This window comes from Actinomadura montaniterrae (genome assembly GCF_008923365.1).
GTDB lineage: Bacteria > Actinomycetota > Actinomycetes > Streptosporangiales > Streptosporangiaceae > Spirillospora > Spirillospora montaniterrae.
The window spans coordinates 94,216-116,583 of sequence record NZ_WBMR01000001.1 but is presented as its reverse complement, the minus strand read 5'-3'; the positions used below and the strand labels follow the sequence as shown (position 1 = coordinate 116,583).

Sequence of the window (22,368 nt, the reverse complement as noted above, 5' to 3'; positions counted from 1 at the left end):
GCCGGATGGAGAAACCGAGAACCGATAAACCCCGGCCACTCGGCATCGTAAAGAAAATGATTCGGCAATCAGAAACCGTGAAACCAGCGACAGCCGTCCTTGGAGCACCATCGCCCACCGGGTGCGGAAACGTAGAAGTACTGGTGATGGTCAGGGCGATGAGGGGCGGCCGGTGCCCCAGCCGAGCCATCGGTGAAGTGGGGCCAGAGACGGGCGAGTCGGCGTCTTGGCGCGGTGACGGGCGCGCCCGGCGCGGGTGGGAGCGTGGGCGGGCGATCCCTGAGCGGCGTCAGCCGGCTCGTTCGCCGCCGCGCTCGCCGAACGGGAACGGGCGATGATCTCAAGCGCATCGGCCACACGTGCGGCATCAGAGGGCCGGACGTCGGGCTCCTTGGCCAGCAGGCGCAGTATCGCCTGCTCCAACTCGGCCGATATCTGGGGTTGCAGCCGGCTGGGTGGCATTGGGAGTTCGTGCAGGTGCCGTTGGAACAGCGCGGTGGCGGTGCGGCCTCGAATGGCCGCTGTCCGGTGGACAGTTCGTACAGCACGCAGCCCAGTGCGTAAAGGTCGCTGGCTCGACTTGGCGGGTGTCCTAGAGCGAGTTCAGGGGCCAGGTAGCCGGCGGTGCCCAGCACTGCCCGCGCAGGGTGGCCGGAGGCGACGGGGCCGAGACGACGGGCGATGCCGAAGTCGGTGAGCTTCAGAACGCCGTCATCCGTCAGCAGCAGGTTCGCCGGCTTGACGTCCCCGTGCACGACACCGGCGGCGTGTGCGGCGGCCAGCGCTCGAGCGGCCTGCGCCCCCAGGTCCGCGACCTGCGAGGGCGCCGGCGGACCTTGCTCGTGCAGGACGGCGGACAAGTTCCGGCCGGGAACCAGCTCCATGATCAGGAAGATGCGGTCGCCGTCGGCGGCCACGTCATAGATCTGCACCACGTTGGGATGCACCAGCCGGGCGGCGTACCGGGCCTCCTGCCAGATCCGTTCACCGGTCGTGCCCGCCGCGTCGTCGCGGGGCGTGCTCTGCTGCGGGTCGGCGAAGGGAACGCGGTCCAGCAACTTGACCGCGACCAGGCGTCCCAGCGACACGTCCTGGGCGCACCACACCTCGGCCATGCCGCCCCGGCCGACCGGCTCGATCAACTGATACCGGCCTGCCAGCAGTACCGAGCCCTCGGCCGCGCGTCCGTGTCGTCCCATCACTCCTGACCTCGGCGCCCCACCCGCCGCCCCTGCCCGAGCGGGCCGACGACGGGCTCCCGTCTGCGCACCTCCACTTGGTAGAGCGTCCGGAACGACCCCTCTGTCACCCTGAGACCGTTTCGCCCCGCCCGCCGTCCCTCTGGCCCGCGCAGGTACGGAGCCACCCGAGGCGACTGGAGGCATCGAAACCGTGAGGCCCCACCCCCGACCGGGGGCGACGGGGGTGGGGCGGTGCCACAGGCCGCCGCAGTCCGCTGGGCCGCCCGTAGCGAGGCCACGACGGGGGTGCATGGCCTTTCACCTACTCCAGCGCCGCAGCCTCCACGAATGTCACCCAGCACTCGAGACGGCCCCACCAAGGGTTGCGACGCCGCCCGTTCGCGTTGCCCGCCGCGGTGTCGACGGGTGGCCAGGGAAGGCGAGTCGATGATGGCCAAGAACCCCATTCTCGGAGAGGTCGCGGTGCGGGTGGAGAAGGTCGAGCCGCCGACGTACGTGGCGTACCGGTGGGCCAGCGCGTTCCCCGGTGAGGAACTGCGCGAGGGCAACAGCACGCTGGTGAAGTTCACGCTAAGCGCCGAAGGCGGCAAGACGCGGCTGCGCGTCGTCGAGAGCGGCTTCGCGGCGCTGGCCGGATCCGACGAGCTGCGCGGGGACGCGTTCCGGTCCTGAACGTCGCGCTGCCGGAGGTGGGGCGACGGCGTCGGGCTCGGCCTGACGGCGCTGCCCTGGATCGCGTCCGCCTACGCCCTGCCCGCGGCCGGGTTCACCCTCCCGTGCGGACGGCTGGGCGACCTGCTCGGCCGCCGCCGGCTGTTCCTCGCGGGCATCGTCCTGCTCACCGCCGCCTCGCTGCTCGGCGGCCTCGCGACCGGCCCCCGCGATGCCGCTGACCGCCCGCACGCTGCAGGGCCTGTCCACCGCCCTGACAATCCCGGCGTCGATGTCGCTGCTCACCACCACCTTCGAGGAGGGCGCGACGCGCGACCGCGTCCTGGGCCTCAACGGCGCGCTGCTATCGAGCGGCATCACCATCGGCGCGCTCGTCGGCGGCACCCTGGTCAGCGCGCTGAGCCGGCGGTCGGCGTTCTTCATCAACGTGCCCGTGGCCGTCGCCGTCCTCGTCCTCGCCCCGCTGCTGATCGGCGAGAGCCGGGTGCCGGACCGGGCCGGGCTGGACGTGCCCGGCGCGGTCACCGTGACGGGCGGCCTGTTGGCCGCCGTCTACGCGATCGTCGAGAGGAGCGTCCCGGCCGGTGCTCTTCATGATGACGCTCTACCTGCAGAACGTCCTGGCGTTCGACCCGCTCGTCACCGGCCTGATCTTCGGGGTGCCCAGCCTGGCGGCGGTGCTCGCGGGCCCGGTCGCCGGCCGCCTCATCGGCCGCCGCGGGTACCGGACGGTGCTGCCCGCGGGGCTGGCCGCGCAGACCCTCGCCACGGTTCCGCTGATCTTCCTCGGCGCCGACCGCGCCGGGCTGGTGCCTGCCGCCGGCGTTCAGCTATGTCGGTTCCGCCGAGGCCTTCCGGGGCTCAGGCGGCGCGGTGATAGTCGGGCAGGGGGCGGGCGGTGTGGGTCTGGATGTGGCGCTCGACCGCTCCGGCGACCTTCATCACCGACAGCCGGACGAGGGCGTCGCGGACGCACCGGCCGCCGCCGGTCTTCGGCACCATGAGGCCCACGTTGGGGCCGATCTGCTGCTTCTTGTCGACCAGTGGCCGCTGGACGGCGTCGTAGCGGGCGAAGGCGACCTGGTGGTCGCCGTTGGCGGCGGCCAGTTCGCCGGCCAGCCGGTAGGCGCCGACGATGGCCAGTTCCGCGCCGGCGCCCGAGGCGGGGGACGCGCACCACGCGGCGTCGCCGACAAGGGCGACGCGGCCGTTGGACCAGGAGTCCATGTGGACCTGGCCGAGGGCGTCGAAGTAGAGGTCGGGGTCGGCGAGCGCGGAGTCGAGCAGGGCCTGGGTGGGGGCCCAGGTCTGGTCGGCGAACGCCTCGCCGAGCAGGCGGCGGTGCTCGGCGGTGTCGCGGTGGTCGTGGTCCAGCGGTCCGGAGCGGAAGATGAAGTAGGCCTTGGCCTGGTCGTGGTTGCCGGACCGGTAGATCCCGGTCATCTTGCCGGGGGTGTTGAACATCGTCACCCAGCGGTCCTCGCCGAGGGCGGCGTCGGCATTGCCGAAGGCGAAGTAGTGGTCCTTGTGCCGGATGAACCGCTCCTCCGGGCCGAACGCGAGCCGCCGCAGGTTGGAGTGCATCCCGTCGGCGCCGATGACCAGGTCGAAGCGGCGGGCGGGCGCGTGCTCGAAGGCGACGGTCACGCCGTCGTCGTCCTGCTCGATGGCGCTGATGGAGTCGCCGAAGATGATCTCGGCGTCGGTGGCCTCGTGCAGCAGCGCGACCAGGTCGCCGCGCATGATCTCCACCGAGCCGGCGCCGCGGGTGTCGATCCGGGCGACGGCACGGCCGGCGGCGTCGACGAACTTCATGCCGTGCACGTCGGCGGCCAGCTCCCGCACCCGGGGCGTCAGGCCCATCCGCTCGATGACCGTGGCCGAGTCGTCGCGGATGTCCACGCCGTTGCCGCCGGTGCGCAGCCGGGGGGCGCGCTCGACGATGGTGGGCCGGAAGCCGTGCCGGGCCAGCCAGTGGGCCAGGGTGAGGCCGGCGATGCTGGCTCCGGAGATCAGGATCCGCTCGTTCATGGGAGGCTCCTCTACACTGGGCTGAATCTGGAACGCAGGTTCCAGATGATTATGTGGAAGGAGCATTCCAGTTGTCAACACCCGCACGCCGGGCCGACGCCGTCCGCAACCGGGACCTCGCCCTCGACGCCGCCATGGCCCTGCTCGCCGAACCGGGGACGTCCCTGACCGTGGGGGCCATCGCCGAGCGCGCCGGCCTGGGCGCAGGCACCGTCGTACGCGCCTTCGGCGGCAAGGACGCCCTGCTGGACGCCGCCGTCGCCCGCCTGCTGCGACCCGTCGTCCAGCGCGCCCGCGACCTGATCGCCGGCACCGCGCCCCACCAGGCGCTGCGCACCTTCCTGCGCGAACTGATCGCCTTCCAGGCCGCCCACCACGCCATGAACGACCAGCTGACGGGCCTCGACCTGCCCCTCACCACCGCGCTGCGCGCCGACCTGGTCGGCGCCGTCGAGGAGATGATCGAAGGCGCCCGCCGCGACGGGCACATCCGCACCGACCTCGACCTCGCAGCGACCAGCGCCCTCGTCATCGCCACCGCGCCGGCCATCGCCCGGACCGACCCCGGCCTCACCGACGCCTACCTCACCGTCCTCCTGGACGGCCTCTCCACCCCGGACAACTCCACTCCTTGAGCAGTTCCGCGACGAGCGACAATTGGCAGGGCGCCGGAGTTGCAGTCATTGGAGTCCTCACGGACGGACGCTGATGATCGTCTTTCCCTTGCGCCGCCCGGTCGGGTTGAAGGCCGCGACGGCATCATCGAGGGACGCGACGTCGCCGATGTTCGTCCGCAGCCGCCCGTCACGCACCCGCCGCACGATCTCACCCAGCTGGGCCCGATCGGACTCGACGACGAAATCGACCGCCAGCCCGTCGGCGGGCCGCGCCTCGACCGGTCCGACGACCGACACCAGCGTCCCTCCGGGACGGACCAGAGCCGCGGACCGTCTCTGGACGTCGCCGCCGATGACGTCGAAGACCAGGTCGACTCCGCCGGCGTCTTCCAGCGCGTCGCCCTCCAGGTCGACGAACTCCATCGCGCCGAAGCCGAGCGCCTTCTGACGGTCGGCGGCGCGTCCGGTGCCGATGACGTGGGCGCCGGCCTCACGCGCCAGCTGCGTCACCATCGATCCGACCGCGCCCGCCGCGCCGTGCACCAGGACGCTCTGCCCCGCCTGAAGGCGGCCGTGCTCGAACAGCCCCTGCCACGCGGTCAGGCCCGAGATCGGCAGGCTCGCACCCACCGTGAAGTCGACGTCGCCCGGCAGCGGCGCGAGGTTGCGCGCCTCCATCGCCACGTACTCCGCCAGGGTGCCGTCGCGATGCCAGTCGGTGAGGCCGAACACCCGCTGCCCCACCGACACCCCCGTCGTGCCATAGCCCACGGTGGTGACCACTCCGGCGAGCTCGTGCCCGGGGACCGACGGCGTCCGGTCGCGACCGAGGCGATCGGTCCAGGTCGAGGGCCACGTCAGCTCGGTCGGGACGAATCCCGACGCATGGACCTCGACGACGACGTCGTTGATCGCCGCCGGCGGCTCGGGCCGCTCCGCCAGCGTCATCCCGGCCGTTCCCGCGGCCTCGTCCGTCACCACGATCGCCTTCATCGGGCGCCTCCCCGTCCCCCGGTCCTCGCCGCCGCACCATGAGGCGGTCGGCCTTTCCCAGCGCCGTCAGCGTGGCGCGGCATGGATCAATACCCTCCTCATGGCTTCTTCACAGCCGATATCCGTCAGGGTCGGCCGCTCCGGCGGGTGGGTCAGGTGAGATGGCGGCGAGCAGCCGGTGGAGGTTGCCGCCGAGGATCTTGCGGATGTCGGGTTCGGGCAGGCCGCGGGCCAGCAGTTCGCCGGTGAGCAGGGGCAGGCCGGAGGGGCCGGCCAGTCCGGGGAGCGTGGCCATGACGTCGAAGCCGGCGTTGGCCGCGGGGTCCTCGCAGCAGGGCGGGGTGAGGTCGGCGTAGACCTCGTGGACGAAGTCGGGCCCCAGGCCGACGTGGTCGATGCCCGCCACCGAGGCGACGTGCTCGATGTGCTCGGCGAGCCGGGCGAGGGTGTAGCCGGACGGATCGTCGGACAGGAAGCCCGGCAGGAAGTTCACGCAGACCACGCCGCCGGTCGCCGCGACGCCCCGGATCTGGTCGTCGGTCAGGTTGCGGTGGTGGTCGCGCAGGGCGCGGGCGCTGGAGTGGGTGGCGATCACCGGCCGGGACGCCAGTTCCAGGACGTGCTCCACCCCGGTGGCGCCGAGGTGGGAGATGTCCAGCAGGATCCCGAGCCGTTCCATCTCGGCGACGGCCTGGACGCCGGCGGCGGTCAGCCGGCTCGCGGTGGCGTCCTCGCCGCTGCCGTCGGCGAGCGGGGTGCGTCCCCAGTGCGCCATCGACGCGACCCGCACGCCGAGCCGATGCACGGTCGCGAGGAGTTCGATGTCGGCGTCCAGTCCGGGCATGCTCTCCAGCGCCAGGACCAGCGCGATCCTCCCCTCGGCCAGCGCCGCGTCGATCTGCGCCCCGTCGTGGCAGAGCCGGACGTCCTCGGGGTTCCCCTCGGCGATCACGTGCGCGCACTCGATCATCCGGAGCGTCTCGCGCAGCGCGCCCTCGGGCCTGAACTGGCTGTCGATGAACACCGGGAGCACCTGCAGATCGACCCCGCCCGCGCGCAGCTGCGGCAGCCATCGCTCCCGGAAGAACGACGCCCACCGCGCGGGCGGACGGGCCACCACCGCCATCAGCAGGTCGTTGTGCGCGTCGGCCACCACGGCGCTCTCATGCAAGTCAGCAGGCATGATCGGAACTGTAGCCCGGCGATGCGGAAGCGATGCGCCGCATGGATCCTTGGGCGCACAGAGTGTCGTCGTCGGCCGGGTCGTTAGTTCTGCGGCTTGGTCGAGGCTGCCGGTGTAGCGGTTTCGGGAGTCCGGACGGCGATCATGGCGATGTCGTCGGTGCCGGTGGTGGGCAGGTCGTCCAGGAGGCCGTCGCACAGGAGATCGAGGCGCCGGTGCGCGAGCGTGCAGGCCTGGCGGCGAAGGCGGTCCAGGCCGGCGTCCAGGTGCTCGCCGGGGCGTTCCACGAGGCCGTCGGTGTACAGCAGCACGGTGGAGCCGGGTGGGAGCGGCTCGGTCGAGCTTTCGTAGGTCTGGTCGAAAGGGAAGCCCAGCAGGGGGTTGACGCCCTCCTGGAGGAAGCGGCCATCGCCGCCGGACGTGACCAGGAGCGGCGGCGGGTGCCCGGCGACGGCGTAGTTGAGCTGCCACCGCCCGGGTCCGGGTTCCTCGACGCGCGCCAGGACGCAGGTCGCCGTCGCCTCGGGCGCGACCGTCTCCATGGCGTTGTTCAGGCGGCGCAGGATCTCGCCGGGCGGGGCGAGGCGATCGGCCGTCAGCACGCGCAGCATGTTCCGGAGCTGGCTCATGCCGACGGCGGCGGCCAGATCGTGGCCCGCGACGTCGCCGATGGCCACCAGGGTCGCGCCGTCGGGAAGGACGAACGAGTCGTACCAGTCGCCTCCCACCTCGGCGGCCGCGGGGCTCGCCATGTACCGCGCGACGATCCGCAGGTCGCTGAGCGCGGGAGGCTCGGCGAGCAGCCCGTGCTGCAGGGCCAGCGCGATCTGCTGGGTCCGGTGGAACTGGACGGCGCCGCTCAGCGCGTCGTGGGTGTGCTCGAAGATCTGCCGCATGAGGGCGATGTCGTCGCGGCTCATCGGCCCGCGGTCGCCGCGCCGCGCGGCGGTGACCGCCGCCGCCACGGCGCCGTCGACGACGACCGGCATCAGCACGACGCTGGTGGCGCCGGTCTCGGCCAGCCAGTCCGTGGTGGTCTTGGGCAGCAGGCCGGCCGGCGGCCGGCCCGGCGGAAAGGTGCGCTGCAGCGGCCTGCGCCGCTCCAGCGCGCGGGCGAACCCGCTGTCGGGAGCGAACCGCTGCTCGACCGCGGGCGCCTGCTGCCGAAGCCCGCGGTCCGCGGCGGTGGCGACGCGCTGGGCGGTGATCGGGGCGCCGGCGGGACGGTCACCGAGATCGGGGAGCAAGTGCACGCCGCATCCGTCGGCGAGCGCGGGAACCAGGACATCGGCGAGCGCGGCGAACATCTCGGTCAGTCCGGGCTGCTCCGCGGCGGCCGCGGCGGCGCGATCCAGCAGCTCGCGGCGCTGCCGCTCCCGCCACTCCTGCTCGATGTCGAAACAGGTGCCGATCCACTCGGTGACGACGCCGTTTTCGACCACCGGCGCGGACCGCACCTCGAAGTGCCGGTACTCGCCCTCGCGCGTGCGGACCCGGTAGACGTGGTGCCAGGGGCGGGCGTGCCGGCGGGTCCGGTCCCACGACCGCAACGTGGGCTCGCGGTCGTCGGGGTGCAGCGCCTGCGTCCAGCCCTCGCCGAGGAACTCCTCCCGGCTCTGCCCGGTGATCCGCTCCCAGCCGCCACTCGATTCGATCACCTTGCCGGCCGCGTCCGACACCCACACGACCTGCGCGTTGATCCACACCAGGCTCTCGAACCGGCGGCGCGACCGCTTCTGCTCCTCGGTGGCCCGATCCGCGCGCCGGACCGCGGCGGCCTGCTCGGTCACGTCGACGGCGACCACCAGGACCCCCGGCCGGTCGTGGGTGAACCGCGAAAGGGTGAAGGAGAAGTACCGCTCCTCATCGCCGGCGTCCGCGGCGGCCGGCCGCACCGGCGCCTCGACGAGGCTGACCGGTTCACCGGTCTCCAGCACCCGATCGAACAGGTCGCCGTAGTCCTGCTTCGCCGCGACGCCGAACGCCCGTCCGATCGGCTCGCCGAGCGGACGGTCCCCGACGAAGGCCCGGTAGGCGAGGTTGGTGTACACCAGACGGTGGTCCGGCCCGATCGTCAACGCGACCGCGACCGGCGCCGGATCGAAGGCCTCCAGCGCGAGCCAGCCCATCCCGCGCCCGTCCGCACCGCCCATCCCCAGTCCCCCAGCCATCCACCGAACCCGTCCGAGACCCCACGTTCGAGCGGGCGCCTCGTCCGACTGCGTCACCGGTTGCCACGTCCGCGCCGGATGCCCACTCCCCTCCATCCATACATCACTCAAGGTCAGCACTTCATTCCGAAGGGTAGCCACCTCTTGCGGCGAGCAGCTGAACGCCAGCTCCACCTTCTCCGAACCAACTCGTTGAACTTCCGCCCATGACCGGCCGTCATGAGGGAGGTTTCCCTGGGCCGACTCGCAACGCTGTCCGGCGCGGAGGCATGGCGGGTCAGGACAGTCGGATCCGGTGGGCGATGCCGTCCAGGACGTGCTCGAGACCGTCATGGAAGCAACGCTCGGCGCGGTCGCGGGCGTGCGGCCCCTCGGCCTCGACCATCACGCGTGCCAGCCGCGGGTACCGGCCCCCGGTGATGATCGCGTCTCCATAGGCGCCCTGGGCGCTCATCCAGGCGTCCATGTCCAGCCCTCGCTGGGCCAGTTCACTCGCCACCGCGCCGTCGACGAAGAACCGGACGGTGGTGACGGCGGTCAGCATCGCGTCCGGGGACAGCCCGAGCCCGCCGAGCGCGGAAACCAGGGATGGGCGAGCGCGGCGGCGCGCGCCTCGCCAGCCAGGGCGCGCAGGTCGGCGCGCCAGTCCCCGGACGGGACGGGCGGCGTCCGCTCGGCCATGACGGCGTCGGCCATGAGGTCGAGCTCGACCTGGAGGAGATCCTCGCCGCCCGCGCCGCCGCGCTCGGTGCCGAGATCCGCCGCGGCACCCCGCTCACCGGCCTGGACGTCGGCGAGGACGGCGTGTACGTGCTCGCCGCCGGGCGCATCGTCCGCGCGCGATGGCTCGTCGACTGCGACGGCGGCCGCAGCACCGTCCGCGCCCTGGCCGGGTTCGCCTTCCCCGGCACCGACGCGGAGTTCACCGGGCGGCAGGCGATGGTGGAGGCCAGCGGGCTGGACGCGCTCCCGGTCGGCGGCTGGGTCCGCACCGACCGCGGCGCCTACGTCCACGGGCCCGTCCCCGGACGCCTGCACACCGTGGAGTACGCGCCGCCGCCCGGACGCGACGAGCCGGTGACCGCCGACGAGATCCGCGCGAGCGTGCGGCGCGTCGCGGGCGTCGACCTGGCCGTCACCCGGGTGCTCACCGCGACGCGCTACACCGACGCGGCCCGTCAAGTCGCGGCCAACCGGCGCAGCCGGATCCTGCTTGCCGACGACGCCGCGCACATCCACTCCCCCGCCGGCGGGCAGGGCCTCAACCTCGGGATCGGCGACGCGATGAACCTCGGTTGGAAGCTCGCCGCGACCGTCCGCGGCGACGCCCCCGCTGGCGCGAACCTACGTGCTGAAGAACATCACCGGGATCGGACGCGGCTACGACCTGCCCGGTGACCACGCGCTCACCGGCATGCCCGCCCCCGACGTGCCCCTCGCCGACGGCGGCACCCTCGACGAGCGGTGCCGCGACGGCCGCACCGTCCTGGTCACCGCCGGTGCGGCGCCCGCCGGGTTCGACGAGCGGCTCGCCGTGGCCGCACCCGGCTGCCCCGGCCCGTCCCTGCTGGTGCGGCCGGACGGGTACGTCGCCTGGGCGGCGGACATGCAGTGCGACCACTAAGGCCTGCGGGACGCCCTGGCCACCTGGCTCGGCGAACCCGCCGGAACCGGAAAGGCGAAGGCGGGCGGCGGAGCGTAGCGATGACCGTCCTCGGTGTACGGCGACGGCGTGCAGCGGTGCCCGATGTGGCCCGCGGCGCCCGCGACCTGATGCTGCCGTGATGGGCGGCCTCAGGCGATCAGCGTCGGATCGTGTCTGAATGTGGCCGAACGCAGGCCCTCAGTGGCGTTGAAGGTCTTTTCGGTGAATCGGGCACGGCCCTCGAAAGCCGCCTCCTCGAACACGGCGACCGCCCCGAAGTTCGCCGACGTGAAGTCGGCGGTGGATTGGAAAGTCGCCTCTTCGAATTGGGTGTACTCCTTGAACGTCACCCCCTCGAAGGAGACCGCGCCCTCGAAGGTCGCCCTTTCGAAGGCTGCCTCGCCGATGAAGGCCGCCCCCTTGAAGGAGGCGGTGTGCTCGAAGGTCGCGTCCCCAAAGCCGCCATAGACCTCGAAGGTCGTCCCCTCGAAAGAGGCGGACCATGCGAAGGTCGCGGCCGGGAACCACCCTTTGTCCCGGAAGACCGCCGCGTCGAACACGGCGGCGCCGTCGAAGGTCACCGACTCGAACCACGCGTGGAGGTCGAAGACCGCCGACGTGAACCGGACGTCGCCGAAGGTGGGCTCCCCGCTGTCGATGTCGCGCAGGGCATCGAGCAGCGAATTCCAGAGACGGTCGTCTTCGAAGGTCGTGCCGCGCAGGTCGAGGTCCGCGCGGGGGCGCAGGTCGTTCAGAAAGGAGCTGCAGTCTGCGCGCGTCAGGTGGGTGAGACAGGCCGTGTGGCCGGGGACGTGTATGCCCCGGCAGCCGACCGGATCCTGCTCGCTGGAACCGTGACCGCAGTGCGGCCACGGCGGCGCAGTCGGGGACGGGGTGGGACGAGGATGCGTCACGGGGGCCTTTCCGGATCCAAATCGGTGAGCTGAGGTCGAGGGCCGATGGTAATCGTCTGCGCCCCGGGATGTGCCCTCCTGTAGCGGCTAGCTGGCAATTGTCCAGATCACCAGTGCCGGAAGCGTGAACAGGTAGACGATGCCGGAGAAGCGGCACGCTCTGTCAATGGCGCGACCGGACAGTGCACGACTGCCGGTGAGCACCTGCAGCGGACTCGTGGACGAGTTGTCGCCGCCGTCTTCGAAAGTCAACGCACATACCAGAAGCAGAACGTCGGCCGTGACGAGCAGAGGCCATGCTGACTGCGGCGCGGAGAATCCGGCGTAGACCAGCGGCCCCAGCACGATCGCCGGCACGATGCCGAACGAAAAGGCGCTCACGATGATCGAGATGATGGCGAACCAGCCGAAAGCCGTCAGCCGCAGAAGCACAGCCGACCCGACGACCCCGATCTGAATCAGTCCCATCGGCACCTCCGTCAGGTCCGTCAGCCGTTCTGCCTTGGCGAATCCGAGATGATGTCCTCCCGGTAGGCGGGGGCCATCTGGTTCTTGCACTGCTCGACGATGCCGTGGATCTCCTTCTCCGACACGTAGGCGTTCTGGATGCGCATCGGCTTGCTGGCGCCCATCGGCAGGAACAGCGCGTCGCCCTGCCCGATCAGCTTCTCCGCGCCAGGCTGGTCGAGGATGACGCGGCTGTCGGACAGCGAGGACGTCGCGAACGCCAGCCGCGACGGCACGTTGGCCCTTATGGGGCTGGTGAAGACGTCCACCGAGAGGCGCTCCGTCGCGAGGACGAGGTGGATGCCGGCGGCGCGGGCGAGCTGGGTGATGCGCACGACCGAGTCCTCGACGTCGCGGGGCGCGACCATCATCAGGTCGGCGAGCTCGTCCACGATGACGAGCATGTAGGGGTAGGGCGTGTAGGCGCGCTCGCTGCCGGGCGGCGCGGTGAGCTTCCCGGTCTTCACCGCCTTGTTGAAGTCGTCGATGTGCCGGAACCCGGACGCGGCGAGGTCGTCGTACCGGCGATCCATCTCGCCGACCACCCACCGCAGGGCCCTGGCCGCCTTGTTCGGGTCGTTGATGATCGGCGTGATCAGGTGCGGGATGTCCTGGTACATCGTTAGATCGACGCGCTTGGGGTCGATGAGAATCATCTGCGCCTCGTCCGGCGCCGCCCGCATCAGCACGGACGTGATCAGCCCGTTGACGCACGTCGCCTTGCCCGCACCCGTCGCGCCCGCGATGAGGAGGTGCGGCATCTTCGCCAGGTTCGCCACCACCGTGCGGCCCTCGACGTCCTTGCCGAGGCCGACGGCCAGCGGATGGGGCTCGTCGGCCGCGGCGGGCGAGCGGAGCACGTCGCCGAGGTTGACGACGTCCTTGTCGGTGTTCGGGACCTCCACGCCGATCGCCGACTTCCCGGAGGCCGGAGAGATGATCCGCACGTCCACGCTTCTGACCGCGTACGCGATGTTCCTCGTCAGCGCGGTGACCTGTTCCACCTTCACGGCCGGGCCGGGCTCGATGTCGTACCGGGTGATCGTCGGGCCCCGGGTGAACCCGGTGACCTGCGCGTCGATGCCGAACTGCTCCAGCACTCCGGCGAGCGCGTTGACGACCGTGTCGTTGGCCTTCGTGCGCGGCTTGGGTGCCGGGCCGCGTACCAGCAGGGAGGCCGGGGGCAGCTTGTAGCTCCTCGCGTCGGGCAAGGGGCCGAGTGCTCGTTCATGGTGCGGGCCGCCGGTGCGGGACGGCCGCTGCGCGCCGGTGGGCAGGACCTCGCCCCCGCTGCCGGCGGTGGCGAGGCTCCGGAGCCGGGCAGGAACGGTGTCGCTGGGCGGTCTGGCGAAGGGATCTTTGGCCAGCAGGGCGAGCAGGTAGTCGTCCACGGCGCGGGGGATCGCGGGCCGCAGGCTGCTGGGAGCGGGCGGAGGTTTGTGCAGGTGCTGGCCCACGATGGCGAGCAGGTTGTCGCCGGGGAACAGCACGCGTCCGGTGAGCAGGCGGAACAGGGTGGCGCCGAGGGCGTAGACATCGGCCGCGGGGGTGGTGGTCTGCCCGTCGGCCTGTTCGGGGGCCATGTAGTGGGGTGTGCCGAGCACCGATCCCGTCGCCGACAGGCCGGCGGTCGCGTCGTCCAGGCGGGCTATGCCGAAGTCGCACACCTTGACCCGGCCTTGCTGGTCGAGGATGAGGTTGGCGGGTTTGACATCGCGGTGGATCACCCCGGCGGCGTGCGCGGCCGCCAGGCCGTCCGCGGCCTGGGCGCAGTATTCGAGGGCCTGCCGCACCGGCAGCCCGCCGGGGTGCTGTTCCAGCAGCGTGGCCAGGTCGGGACCGGGCAGCAAGGGCAGCACCAGGAACGGCTGCCCGTCATGGTCGCCGATGTCGTGGACGTCGGCGATGTGCGGGTGGCTGAGCCGCGCGGCGGCCTTGCCCTCCCGGCCGAATCGGGCCAGTGCGAGCCGTGTCGCTTCGCTGGTCGCGCGCAGCAGCATGACCTTCACCGCGACGTCCCGATCCAGGCGCAAGTCCCGCGCCTGCCACACCTCGCCCATCGCCCCCTGCCCCAGGGGCCTGACCAGCAGGTACCGACCCGCCAGCTGCTCACCGGCCCGCACCCCGCCGCCTTTCACTTGCTCGGTTGGGGGACCTTGCAGGAGGCGGTGGGGTTGAGGCCGATGTAGTTGAGCGGACCGGAGACCAGAGTGATCCCGATCGTGGCGAAATCGGCGCAGCTCCCGTCGAACTTGGCGTAGTAGTGGCGCTGCCCCGCCGCGAGCGCTCCGATGATCAGCCAGACGACGAGCACCCACCGTCCGGACCGCATCGTTACCTCCGGTGACCCCGTCGCCGACCCTGGGGTACGACAGTAACGACAAGATCGTCCATAGTTAAGCAAGTACGGCAAGGTGTGTCGTCCCACCGGCGTCCGGACACCGAATCCATCCCGGGTTATGCCGCTTCAGAAGCAGACATTCAGCTCAGGCACGTCGAGACATGGCGAGATCGGGTTGCAGGGCGACACGGGGCCGCGTTCCGCCGTTCGTGATCGTCATATCGCGGTGAAGCCGCCGTCGGCGGCGACCACGGCGCCGGTGACGAAGCCGGCACGCGGTGAGGCGAGGAAGCAGAGCACCTCGGCGATCTCCTCGGGCCGGGCCACCCGGCCGAGCGGCTGCGCTCCGGCGAAGGACGCCAGGTATGCGCGGCTGTCGGTGCGGAAGGTGTCGAGGAAGTCGGTCTCGATGACGCCCGCGGCCACGATGTTCGCCCGGATGCCGAGCGGGCCGCCCTCGACGGCGAGGACCTTGGTGAGCTGGGCCAGGGCGCCCTTGGACGCCGCGTAGGCGGCGCCGTCCGGCATGCCGACCGTGCAGACGTAGGAGCCCGTGCTCACGATCGCGCCGCCGCCGCGCTCCCGCATCGCGCGGAAGGCCTCGCGGGCGAAGAAGAACGCGCCGCGCGCGTTGACGGCCATCAGCGCGTCCCAGTCGCGCGCCGTCGTGTCCGTGATCGGCTTGTTCAGGGCGCGGCCTGCATTGTTGACCAGGATGTCCAGACCGCCGAACATCTCGACGGCCTGCCGCACCGCCCGCGCGGCCACCGCCTCGTCCGCGACGTCGCCGATCAGCGGATGCACGCCGGGAAACTCCGTGGCCAGATCCTCCACCTCCTCCCGCTGATCGACGGCGACGATCCGGGCGCCACGGCGGTGCAGCAGCCCGGCCGTCTCCCTGCCCACGCCGCGCGCGGCCCCGGTGACGAGGGCGACCTTTCCGGCGAACTCGCCGGTTCCGGTGGACGGATTCGCGGATGTCATCAGTCTTTTCCTTCCTTCTCAGGCCGGGTCCCGGCGGCGCGGGACCAAGCCACAGCGGCTCGGTCCGGCTGCTCAGTGCGCGGTGAGCCCGCCGTCGATCACGAGTTCGGAGCCGGTGACGAACGACGAGTCGTCGCAGGCGAGGAAGAGGTAAGCGGGCGCGACCTCGGCGGCGCGCCCGGCCCGGCGCATCGGGGTGCGCTGGATGTCGGGCTGCCGGTCGCCCTGCTCGTCCAGGATCTCCTGGATCATCGGCGTGGCGATCACCCCGGGATGCACGGAGTTGACCCGCACGCCCTGGCACGCGTACTCGACCGCGGCGGTCTTGCTCAGCAGGCGCACCGCGCCCTTGGACGCCTGGTAGGCCGCGGCGGAGCCGCTGCCGACGAGCCCGAGCACCGACGAGGTGTTGATCACCGAGCCGTTGCCGCTCGCGCGCAGGAGCGGCATCGCCGCCTTCATGCCGAGCCAGGTGCCCTTCTGGTTCACGTCGATGACGCGGTCCCAGGCGTCCTCCGCCGTGTCCTCGATGCCCGGCCAGTCCACGATTCCGGCCAGGTTCACCAGGACGTTCAGGGTGCCGAAGCGCTCGCGCACGACGGTGATCGCCTCCGCCCACTCGCGCGCCGAGGAGACGTCGAGGCGGGCGGCGACGACCTCCGCGCCGAGCGCCTCGATCCGGCGGGCCAGGTCCCGCAGCGGTCCGTCGGCGACGTCGGTGATCACGAGGCGGGCGCCTTCGCGGGCGAAGAGCTCGGCGGTCGCCGCGCCGATGCCGCCGGTCGCGCCGGTGATCAGCGCGACCCTGCCGGCGAGTCGTCGTGTCGTCATGGGGTCCTCCGGATTCGTCTTCGCCATCGTCTGCTCGGTCCGCGAGCTTTGGCCCGCTTCATCGAGTCTGCGCAGGTCAGAGGGCATCGACCAGGACGTGTGCTGCCTGGGTGCGGCGCACCCAGGCAGCACACGCGACCGCCGCATAGCCTGGCCGCATGGACGGCAACCACCTGGGGGAATTCCTGCGCGCGCGCCGCGCCGCCCTGCGGCCGGAAGACGTCGGCATGGCGAGCTACGGGACCCGCAGAGTCGCCGGGCTGCGCCGCGAGGAGGTCGCCGTCCTGGCCGGAGTGAACGCCGACTACTACACCCGCCTGGAACAGGGACGCGAGCGCAACCCCTCAGGCCAGGTGCTCGACGCCCTCGCCCGCGCGCTGCGCCTCGACACCGACGCCCGGGCGCACCTGTTCCGGCTGGCCGGGACCATCCCGGACGACCGGCCCTCCACGCGGGCCGCCGAACGGGTCAGCCCGGCGCTGCGCCAGTTGATGGACGGCTATCCCCACACCCCGGCGTTCGTGATGAACCGGACCCTGGACATCCTCGCGGCCAACGCTCTGGCCGACGCCCTCTACGCCCCGTTCGAACCGGCCGACAACCTGGCCCGCATGACCTTCCTCGACCCGGCCGGCCGGCGCTTCTACACCGACTGGGACCGGGCGGCCCAGGCCACCGTCGCCAACCTCCGCCATGCGGCGGGCTCCGACCCGGACGACCCGCGGCTGGCCGAGCTCGTCCGCACCCTCGCCGATCAGAGCGCGGACTTCGCCCGTCTCTGGAACGCCCACACGGTACGGGGCAAGACCCAGGACGCCAAGCACTTCCTGCACCCGGACGTCGGCCCGCTCACGCTCACCTACCAGGCCTTCGACGTACGCGACGCCCCCGGCCAGCAGCTCGTGATCTACCACGCCGAGCCGGGCAGCGCCGACGCCCAGGCCCTCGACCTCCTCGGCACCATCCACGCCACCCGCCGCCAGAACGAACCGCACAGGTAAAACGGCGGTGTGTCGTCCAGGGGTGGTCGCTCGGGCCTACTGGATGCCGGCGTCCTTGCATTTGGACGCGTAGGCGCCCTTGCACAGGTCGGCGGCCTTGACGAAGCCGTCGTCGACGACCTGCTTGACGTTGTCCTTGAAGATCCCGATCGGGATCAGCAGCACGGACGGCACATCGCGCTTGCCCTGCGGGTCCTTCACGGTGGCGCTCGTCTCGCCCTTCTGGCCCTTCAGCAGGGAGATGGCGAGCTTGGAGGCGGCGTCCGCCTCCTGCTTGACGGGCTTGTAGACGGTCATGCACTGCGAGCCGTCCAGGATGTTCTGCAAGCCCTGCAAGGTCGCGTCCTGGCCCGTGATGGCGACCTTTCCGCCCTGCCCGTTCTTCTTGACCACCGCCACCGCGGCGTTGCCGAGGTTGTCGTTGGCGGCCAGGACACCGTCGATCTTGCCGTGCTGCTCGGTGTACATCTGCTCGAAAATGGTCGCCGCCTTCTCCGGCTTCCAGTCCGGGACCGGCTGCTCCGCCACCTTCTTGTACTTGGAGACCTTGTCGAGGATGTTGTGCGCGCCCTGGGCGAACAGCGTGGCGTTGTTGTCCGTCGGCGAGCCGTCCAGGTAGGCGATGTTGGCCGCCTTGTCGCCCAGGCACTTCTGCAGGCCCTTGCCCAGTTCCTCGCCGACCCTGACGTTGTCGAAGGAGACGTAGTAGTCGGACACTCCGCCGAGCGTCAGCCGGTCGTAGTCGATCGTCTTGACGCCCTGCGACTGGGCCTTGCGCTGCACCGCCGCCGCGGAGTTGGAGTCGAGCCCGGTCACGAGCAGGACGCTGACCCCGCTCGTGAGCATCTGGTCGGCGATCGTCTGGAACCGCTGCGTCGAGCCTTCCGCGTTCTGGATGTCGTACTGGACGCCCGCCGCCTTGAACGCCTGCTCCAGGTACGGCCGGTCGAAGCTCTCCCACCGGGTGGACGAGGTCGTGTCGGGCAGGATCACGCCGACCTTCCCCTTCACCGCCGTACTCGACGGGCCGGCCGAGTCGTCGGATCCGTCCCCGCACGCGGAAAGGGTGACCGCCGCGGCCGCCGTCAGGGCGGTCAGGCAGACGATGCCTTTGCGGAGGACCGTGTCTTTGGCAACCAGCGCCGATGTCTTCTTGCGCATGCCAACTCCAAGGGGTGGGAGGCGGGCCCTGCCCGGCCGCCGGCTTTGCTGAACTGTAGAAACGCCGGTTAATCAGCGTCAAGAACAAAAGAGACCACAAATGGCCATAGTTTGAACGGAGTACGGATAAACCTCGTAGGGTTGCGGCCATGGACGATGCGCCCGGCTCCCTCACCTCCCTGCGGTCGCGCAACCGGCTGCTGGTCATCGACGCCGTCCGGCGGCACGGCCGGATCAGCAGGGTCGACATCGCCCGGGCGACCGGCCTGTCCCGGACGACCGTCTCCGGCCTCGTCAACGACCTGCTGGCCGAAGGCGTGCTGACCGAGTCGGCGGAGGGCGCGGTGCCGTCCGCGCCCCGGGGAGGCCGTCCCGCGACCCCGCTCACCCTGAACCCGGAGGGCGGCGGGCTGCTCGGCGTGCATCTGCGCCACACCGACATCCGCGTGCTCCTCGCCGACCTGTCCGGCGGCGTGCTCGGCGAGCGCTACCACGAGATCGACGTCGACCACCGGCCGGACGAGGCCCTGGACTTCATCGCCGGCACCGCCCTCGACCTGGTCGCCACCGTCGGGCGCGACGCCGGGCGCGTCTTCGGCATGGGCGTCGCGGTGTCGGCTCCCGTCCGGTCGCGGTCGCACACGCTCAGCCTGCCCTCGATGCTGTCCGACTGGACCGACGTCGACGTCGCGGAACGCCTGAGGGAGCGCATCGGGCTGCCCGTCCACGTGGGCAACGACGCCAACCTCGGCGCCCTCGCCGAGTGGACCTTCGGCGCGGGGCACGGCGTCGACGACCTGATCTACGTCATGCTGTCCGACGGGGTGGGCGCCGGGCTGATCCTGGACGGCCGCCCCTACCAGGGCGCCACCGGGGCCGCGGGCGAGCTCGGCCACATCGCCGTGGTCGACGGGGGCTACGTCTGCCGCTGCGGGAACCGCGGCTGCCTGGAGACCGTCGTCGGCGCGCGGGCGCTCACGGCGGCGTTCACCCGCACCCGCGGCCCGGACACCACGATCGCCGATCTGGTGGCCCTGCTCGCCGCCGACGATCCGGGGGCGCGGCGGGTGGTCACCGACGCCGGCCACATGATCGGACGGGCGCTGGCCGACATCTGCGCGATGCTCGAACCGCGGATGGTGATCGTCGGCGGCGAGGTCGCCAGGGTCGGCCGCCCGCTGCTGGACGGGATCCGCGACGTGCTGCTGCACCGCCTGCCCTCGCCGCTCGACCAGGGCATCACCGTCACCGGCAGCCGCCTCGGCGACCGCGCCGAGGTGTTCGGCGCGATCGTCCTCGCGACCCGTCAGACGTCGGCCCACCTCCTGGCCCCGCACTTCGGCCGAACGCCCCGGGGACCCGAGAGCCCGTCCGCGACGGAAACGCCGGCCCGCTGAACGAGGCTCCGGCGTCCTCCACGCCGGGTCAACCGCGAGGCAAGGCGCCCCATGCGGTGATGCGGAAGCCGTCCCCGTTCTTTCGGATTTCGGCGGCCCCGTGTCCGGGCCAGTGGGCCGGGATGATGAGTTCTCGCTGTTCGGCGGCGCGGGAGAGAAAGGCGCGGCGGGTCTTGGACGGGGCTGTGCAGCATGTCCCCGACGAAGACCGCGCGGTCGGTGCCCGAACGGAGGGAGAGGACGGACGAGCCGGACCCGTTGGCCGCTGGCAAGCACCAGGTCGTCATCCGGGGTGACAGCGGCGACTTCCGAACCTCGGTCCGCTATGCGCTGACGATCACCTAGGCCGACTGAAGCGTTCGGTCATGGGGCTTCGCGTTGGCGTTGTTCGGCTTCGAGGATGTCGGCGAGAGCCGAGCGCTCGGCCTGGTGACGGCGAAGGAGTTCGGCGCTGAACTCCGTCCACGCGGCATCCTGCTCGTCGGTCATCTGGGCCGAGGGGACCTCGGATTCGACATCGGGATGGGCGTCGAGGAATCTCGCGAACAGCGAACCCATCTCCTGGCTGTGCCGCCGGTTGAGTGCTATGCGTCGCGGGTCCATCATCACCTTCGGTAACGGGCAGCGTGCCCGGCGGACGATCCCGCCCGGTCCGTCAGCGGGTGCGAGCGTCGTGGTCCTCGCGGTTCGCCAGGACCTCGTCCATGTGCGTCTGCGCCCAGCTTCTGAGCCCGCGCGTCAGGTGGTGGAGCGAGAGCCCGAGGTCGGTCAGCTCGTAGGTGACGGTGACGGGGACGGTCGGCGTCACGGTACGGGTGAGCAGACCGTCGCGCTCCAGCGACCGGAGCGTCTGGGTCAGCATCTTCTGGCTGACCCCGGCCAGAAGGCGAGCGAGCTCGGAGTAGCGCATCGCCTTCGGGCCGTCCGCGTTCGCCACCTCGCCCTGGCGGGCGCTGTTGTCGCCGCCCAGCGCACACAGGATCAGGACGACCCACTTGTTGGAGATCCTGTCGAGCAATTGCCGGCTCGGACATACCGCCAGGAACGCGTTGTACTCCGCCTTGGCCTGGGCCCTCTTCTCGACCGCCTTCATCGTCGTCACTGACCGACCTCTCACCGATGGGTGGGTTACGCACCCTAGGGTGCCTACTTCCCATTGGGAAGTCCCCTCTTCCATGCTGATGCAGGGACGCCGCAGGCGCCACCCCCTTCCGTACGACGAAAGGCAACAAGGATGAGCACTCTGCCCGGCGGCACCTGGACCCTGGGGGACCTGACCGTCACCCGGTTCGGCTACGGCGCCATGCAACTGGCCGGACCGGGCGTCATGGGGCCGCCCGCCGATCGCGAGGGCGCCCTGGCCGTTCTGCGCGAAGCGGTCGATCTCGGTATCACCCACATCGACACCAGCGACGCCTACGGGCCGCGCGTCACCAACGAGCTGATCCGCGAGGCACTGCACCCCTATCCCGCGTCGCTGCACATCGTGACCAAGGTGGGCGCGACCCGCGACGAACAGGGCGGCTGGCCCCCGGCCCGGCGACCCGACGATCTGCGCCGCCAGGTCCACGACAACCTCGACTCCCTCGGGCTCGACGTACTCGACCTGGTCAACCTCCGGCTCGGTAACGCCGAAGGCCCCCAGGCAGGCTCGCTCGCCGAGGCGTTCGAGACGCTCGCCGAACTCCAGCAGGAAGGACTGATCCGCCACCTCGGGGTCAGCAACGCCACGGAAGGGCAGGTCGCCGAGGCGCGGAGCATCGCGCCGATCGTGTGCGTGCAGAACATGTACAACCTCGCCCACCGGCACGACGACAAGCTCATCGACCGGCTCGCCGCCGACGGTGTCGCGTACGTCCCCTTCTTCCCCCTCGGGGGCTTCACCCCGCTTCAGTCGTCGGCGCTCTCGGCGGTCGCCGCCCGGCTGGACGCGGCACCGATGTCCGTCGCGCTGGCCTGGTTGCTGCGGCGATCACCGAACATCCTGCTCATCCCCGGCACGTCGTCGACGGCACACCTGCGCGAGAACATCGCCGGCGCGGGCCTTGCCCTCTCACCAGAGGACGTGACCGAGCTGGACAACATCGGTCTCGACTCATCCCCTGCTTGAGTCCAAGACCGCCCACGGCAGTCGCCGGTCGTGGACTGGAAGGGGGCGGGCCGGCGACGGAAGGGCGGGCGGGACGCGGTGACCGCGCCCCGCCGAGCGTCAAGCCGGGTCCGTCATGGGGAGCAACGGTTGCCGATGACCCGCTGGGGCGTCTGGGCGGTGCCGGCATGCCCGAAGGAATCCGGGGTGCAGGTGAAGGTGGCGCCGGTTTCCCGGCTGGTGATGGTGAAGGGGTCCACGAGGGGGCCGCTGGGAAATGCGCCCCCAGACGGAACGCAGCGATCGACCCCGTCCCATTGGTTCCCGCCCTGCCACACCAGGCGGTCACATGTGTAGCCGGGACCAGCGACCTGAGCTGGTCTCGTGGAAGCGAGGGCGGGAGTGCCCGGGGCGAGAGCGGCGGCCAGGGCGAGGCCGGCCAGGGACAAGCGCGTGATCATGGGTCCTCTTTCGGGGTGTCGGGAACCGGAAAACCACGAATATCACTATCTGTAGTCACACGACTACCATCTGAACGGGTACAACCGATTCACCGCCGTCGGCCGGCGGGGCCTGACAGCACTCCATGCACATCACCTCCGCCGCATCGAAGGATCCAGAGGTCACGC

The 22,368-nt window shown here is 71.2% G+C and carries 23 protein-coding genes; 8 read left to right on the top strand and 15 right to left on the bottom strand.

The annotated features are described in order from the left end of the window. Window positions 1-68: 68 nt before the first annotated feature. Window positions 69-1,199, bottom strand: a complete 1,131-nt coding sequence (locus F9B16_RS00550) for a serine/threonine-protein kinase (protein ID WP_151537781.1) — start codon at window positions 1,197-1,199, stop codon at window positions 69-71. 408 nt (window positions 1,200-1,607) lie between these two features. On the opposite strand from F9B16_RS00550, the gene F9B16_RS00545 reads away from it, so the two are divergent. Both F9B16_RS00545 and F9B16_RS00540 read left to right on the top strand, forming a co-directional pair. Beyond that, window positions 1,608-1,874: an SRPBCC domain-containing protein gene (locus F9B16_RS00545; RefSeq protein WP_225991217.1), complete on the top strand. Its 267-nt coding sequence runs from the start codon at window positions 1,608-1,610 to the stop codon at window positions 1,872-1,874. Between the two features lie 211 nt (window positions 1,875-2,085). Then, window positions 2,086-2,751, top strand: a complete 666-nt coding sequence (locus F9B16_RS00540; protein ID WP_264159647.1) for an MFS transporter — start codon at window positions 2,086-2,088, stop codon at window positions 2,749-2,751. On the opposite strand, the gene F9B16_RS52230 is transcribed toward F9B16_RS00540, so the two are convergent. Further along, window positions 2,736-3,905: an FAD-dependent monooxygenase gene (locus F9B16_RS52230; RefSeq protein ID WP_225991216.1), complete on the bottom strand. Its 1,170-nt coding sequence runs from the start codon at window positions 3,903-3,905 to the stop codon at window positions 2,736-2,738. The two genes, F9B16_RS00540 and F9B16_RS52230, sit on opposite strands and share 16 nt — an antisense overlap. A 71-nt stretch (window positions 3,906-3,976) precedes the next feature. Between F9B16_RS52230 and F9B16_RS00530 the strand changes: the two genes are divergently transcribed. Continuing rightward, window positions 3,977-4,540 (top strand): TetR/AcrR family transcriptional regulator, encoded by a 564-nt coding sequence (locus tag F9B16_RS00530; protein WP_151537778.1) that lies wholly within the window; start codon window positions 3,977-3,979, stop codon window positions 4,538-4,540. A gap of 57 nt (window positions 4,541-4,597) precedes the next feature. Here the strand turns inward: F9B16_RS00530 and F9B16_RS00525 are convergent, their stop codons facing one another. From F9B16_RS00525 to F9B16_RS00510, 4 genes are all read right to left on the bottom strand, one after another. Next, window positions 4,598-5,515, bottom strand: coding sequence for an NADP-dependent oxidoreductase (locus F9B16_RS00525; RefSeq protein ID WP_151537777.1), 918 nt, complete (start codon window positions 5,513-5,515; stop codon window positions 4,598-4,600). 109 nt (window positions 5,516-5,624) lie between these two features. Then, window positions 5,625-6,698, bottom strand: coding sequence for a dipeptidase (locus F9B16_RS00520; RefSeq protein WP_151537776.1), 1,074 nt, complete (start codon window positions 6,696-6,698; stop codon window positions 5,625-5,627). Window positions 6,699-6,781: 83 nt separating this feature from the next. Further along, complete coding sequence (locus F9B16_RS00515) at window positions 6,782-8,869, bottom strand: SpoIIE family protein phosphatase (RefSeq protein WP_225991215.1); 2,088 nt, start codon at window positions 8,867-8,869, stop codon at window positions 6,782-6,784. Window positions 8,870-9,146: 277 nt separating this feature from the next. Continuing rightward, the gene (locus tag F9B16_RS00510) at window positions 9,147-9,455 is read right to left on the bottom strand and encodes a TetR/AcrR family transcriptional regulator C-terminal domain-containing protein (RefSeq protein WP_225991237.1); all 309 of its coding nucleotides are present in this window, start codon (window positions 9,453-9,455) and stop codon (window positions 9,147-9,149) included. Window positions 9,456-9,457: 2 nt separating this feature from the next. Between F9B16_RS00510 and F9B16_RS00505 the strand changes: the two genes are divergently transcribed. Both F9B16_RS00505 and F9B16_RS52225 read left to right on the top strand, forming a co-directional pair. Beyond that, a complete protein-coding gene (locus F9B16_RS00505; RefSeq protein ID WP_225991214.1) occupies window positions 9,458-10,267 on the top strand; it encodes an FAD-dependent monooxygenase in 810 nt (269 codons plus the stop codon). Continuing rightward, window positions 10,218-10,493, top strand: coding sequence for an aromatic-ring hydroxylase C-terminal domain-containing protein (locus tag F9B16_RS52225; RefSeq protein ID WP_225991213.1), 276 nt, complete (start codon window positions 10,218-10,220; stop codon window positions 10,491-10,493). The genes F9B16_RS00505 and F9B16_RS52225 overlap by 50 nt, the downstream gene beginning before the upstream one ends. A gap of 170 nt (window positions 10,494-10,663) precedes the next feature. On the opposite strand, the gene F9B16_RS00500 is transcribed toward F9B16_RS52225, so the two are convergent. From F9B16_RS00500 to F9B16_RS00475, 6 genes are all read right to left on the bottom strand, one after another. Further along, window positions 10,664-11,428: a pentapeptide repeat-containing protein gene (locus F9B16_RS00500; protein ID WP_151537774.1), complete on the bottom strand. Its 765-nt coding sequence runs from the start codon at window positions 11,426-11,428 to the stop codon at window positions 10,664-10,666. Window positions 11,429-11,515: 87 nt separating this feature from the next. Beyond that, window positions 11,516-11,896, bottom strand: a complete 381-nt coding sequence (locus F9B16_RS00495) for a hypothetical protein (RefSeq protein ID WP_151537773.1) — start codon at window positions 11,894-11,896, stop codon at window positions 11,516-11,518. A gap of 20 nt (window positions 11,897-11,916) precedes the next feature. Continuing rightward, window positions 11,917-14,058, bottom strand: a complete 2,142-nt coding sequence (locus F9B16_RS00490; RefSeq protein ID WP_151537772.1) for a DNA translocase FtsK — start codon at window positions 14,056-14,058, stop codon at window positions 11,917-11,919. Window positions 14,059-14,069: 11 nt separating this feature from the next. Continuing rightward, entirely contained in the window at window positions 14,070-14,267 is a 198-nt protein-coding gene (locus F9B16_RS00485) for a hypothetical protein (protein ID WP_151537771.1), read from the bottom strand. A gap of 225 nt (window positions 14,268-14,492) precedes the next feature. Continuing rightward, window positions 14,493-15,260 (bottom strand): SDR family NAD(P)-dependent oxidoreductase, encoded by a 768-nt coding sequence (locus F9B16_RS00480; protein ID WP_151537770.1) that lies wholly within the window; start codon window positions 15,258-15,260, stop codon window positions 14,493-14,495. A gap of 72 nt (window positions 15,261-15,332) precedes the next feature. Further along, a complete protein-coding gene (locus F9B16_RS00475) occupies window positions 15,333-16,091 on the bottom strand; it encodes an SDR family NAD(P)-dependent oxidoreductase (RefSeq protein WP_151537769.1) in 759 nt (252 codons plus the stop codon). A gap of 158 nt (window positions 16,092-16,249) precedes the next feature. Between F9B16_RS00475 and F9B16_RS00470 the strand changes: the two genes are divergently transcribed. Then, the gene (locus tag F9B16_RS00470; RefSeq protein WP_151537768.1) at window positions 16,250-17,092 is read left to right on the top strand and encodes a helix-turn-helix transcriptional regulator; all 843 of its coding nucleotides are present in this window, start codon (window positions 16,250-16,252) and stop codon (window positions 17,090-17,092) included. Window positions 17,093-17,128: 36 nt separating this feature from the next. Here F9B16_RS00470 and F9B16_RS00465 read toward each other — a convergent pair whose 3' ends face one another. Next, window positions 17,129-18,253 carry a sugar ABC transporter substrate-binding protein gene (locus tag F9B16_RS00465; RefSeq protein ID WP_151537767.1) on the bottom strand — a complete coding sequence of 375 codons (1,125 nt, stop codon included), beginning with the start codon at window positions 18,251-18,253 and terminating at the stop codon, window positions 17,129-17,131. Window positions 18,254-18,402: 149 nt separating this feature from the next. Here F9B16_RS00465 and F9B16_RS00460 point away from each other — a divergent pair, with 149 nt between their 5' ends. Next, window positions 18,403-19,650: an ROK family transcriptional regulator gene (locus F9B16_RS00460; RefSeq protein ID WP_151537766.1), complete on the top strand. Its 1,248-nt coding sequence runs from the start codon at window positions 18,403-18,405 to the stop codon at window positions 19,648-19,650. Window positions 19,651-20,013: 363 nt separating this feature from the next. Here F9B16_RS00460 and F9B16_RS00450 read toward each other — a convergent pair whose 3' ends face one another. Both F9B16_RS00450 and F9B16_RS00445 read right to left on the bottom strand, forming a co-directional pair. Then, window positions 20,014-20,208, bottom strand: coding sequence for a hypothetical protein (locus F9B16_RS00450; RefSeq protein WP_151537765.1), 195 nt, complete (start codon window positions 20,206-20,208; stop codon window positions 20,014-20,016). 97 nt (window positions 20,209-20,305) lie between these two features. Then, on the bottom strand, window positions 20,306-20,743 hold the full coding sequence (locus F9B16_RS00445; protein WP_151537936.1) for a winged helix-turn-helix transcriptional regulator: 438 nt from the start codon (window positions 20,741-20,743) through the stop codon (window positions 20,306-20,308). A gap of 141 nt (window positions 20,744-20,884) precedes the next feature. Between F9B16_RS00445 and F9B16_RS00440 the strand changes: the two genes are divergently transcribed. Next, complete coding sequence (locus F9B16_RS00440) at window positions 20,885-21,760, top strand: aldo/keto reductase family oxidoreductase (RefSeq protein ID WP_151537764.1); 876 nt, start codon at window positions 20,885-20,887, stop codon at window positions 21,758-21,760. Window positions 21,761-22,368 lie beyond the last annotated feature (608 nt).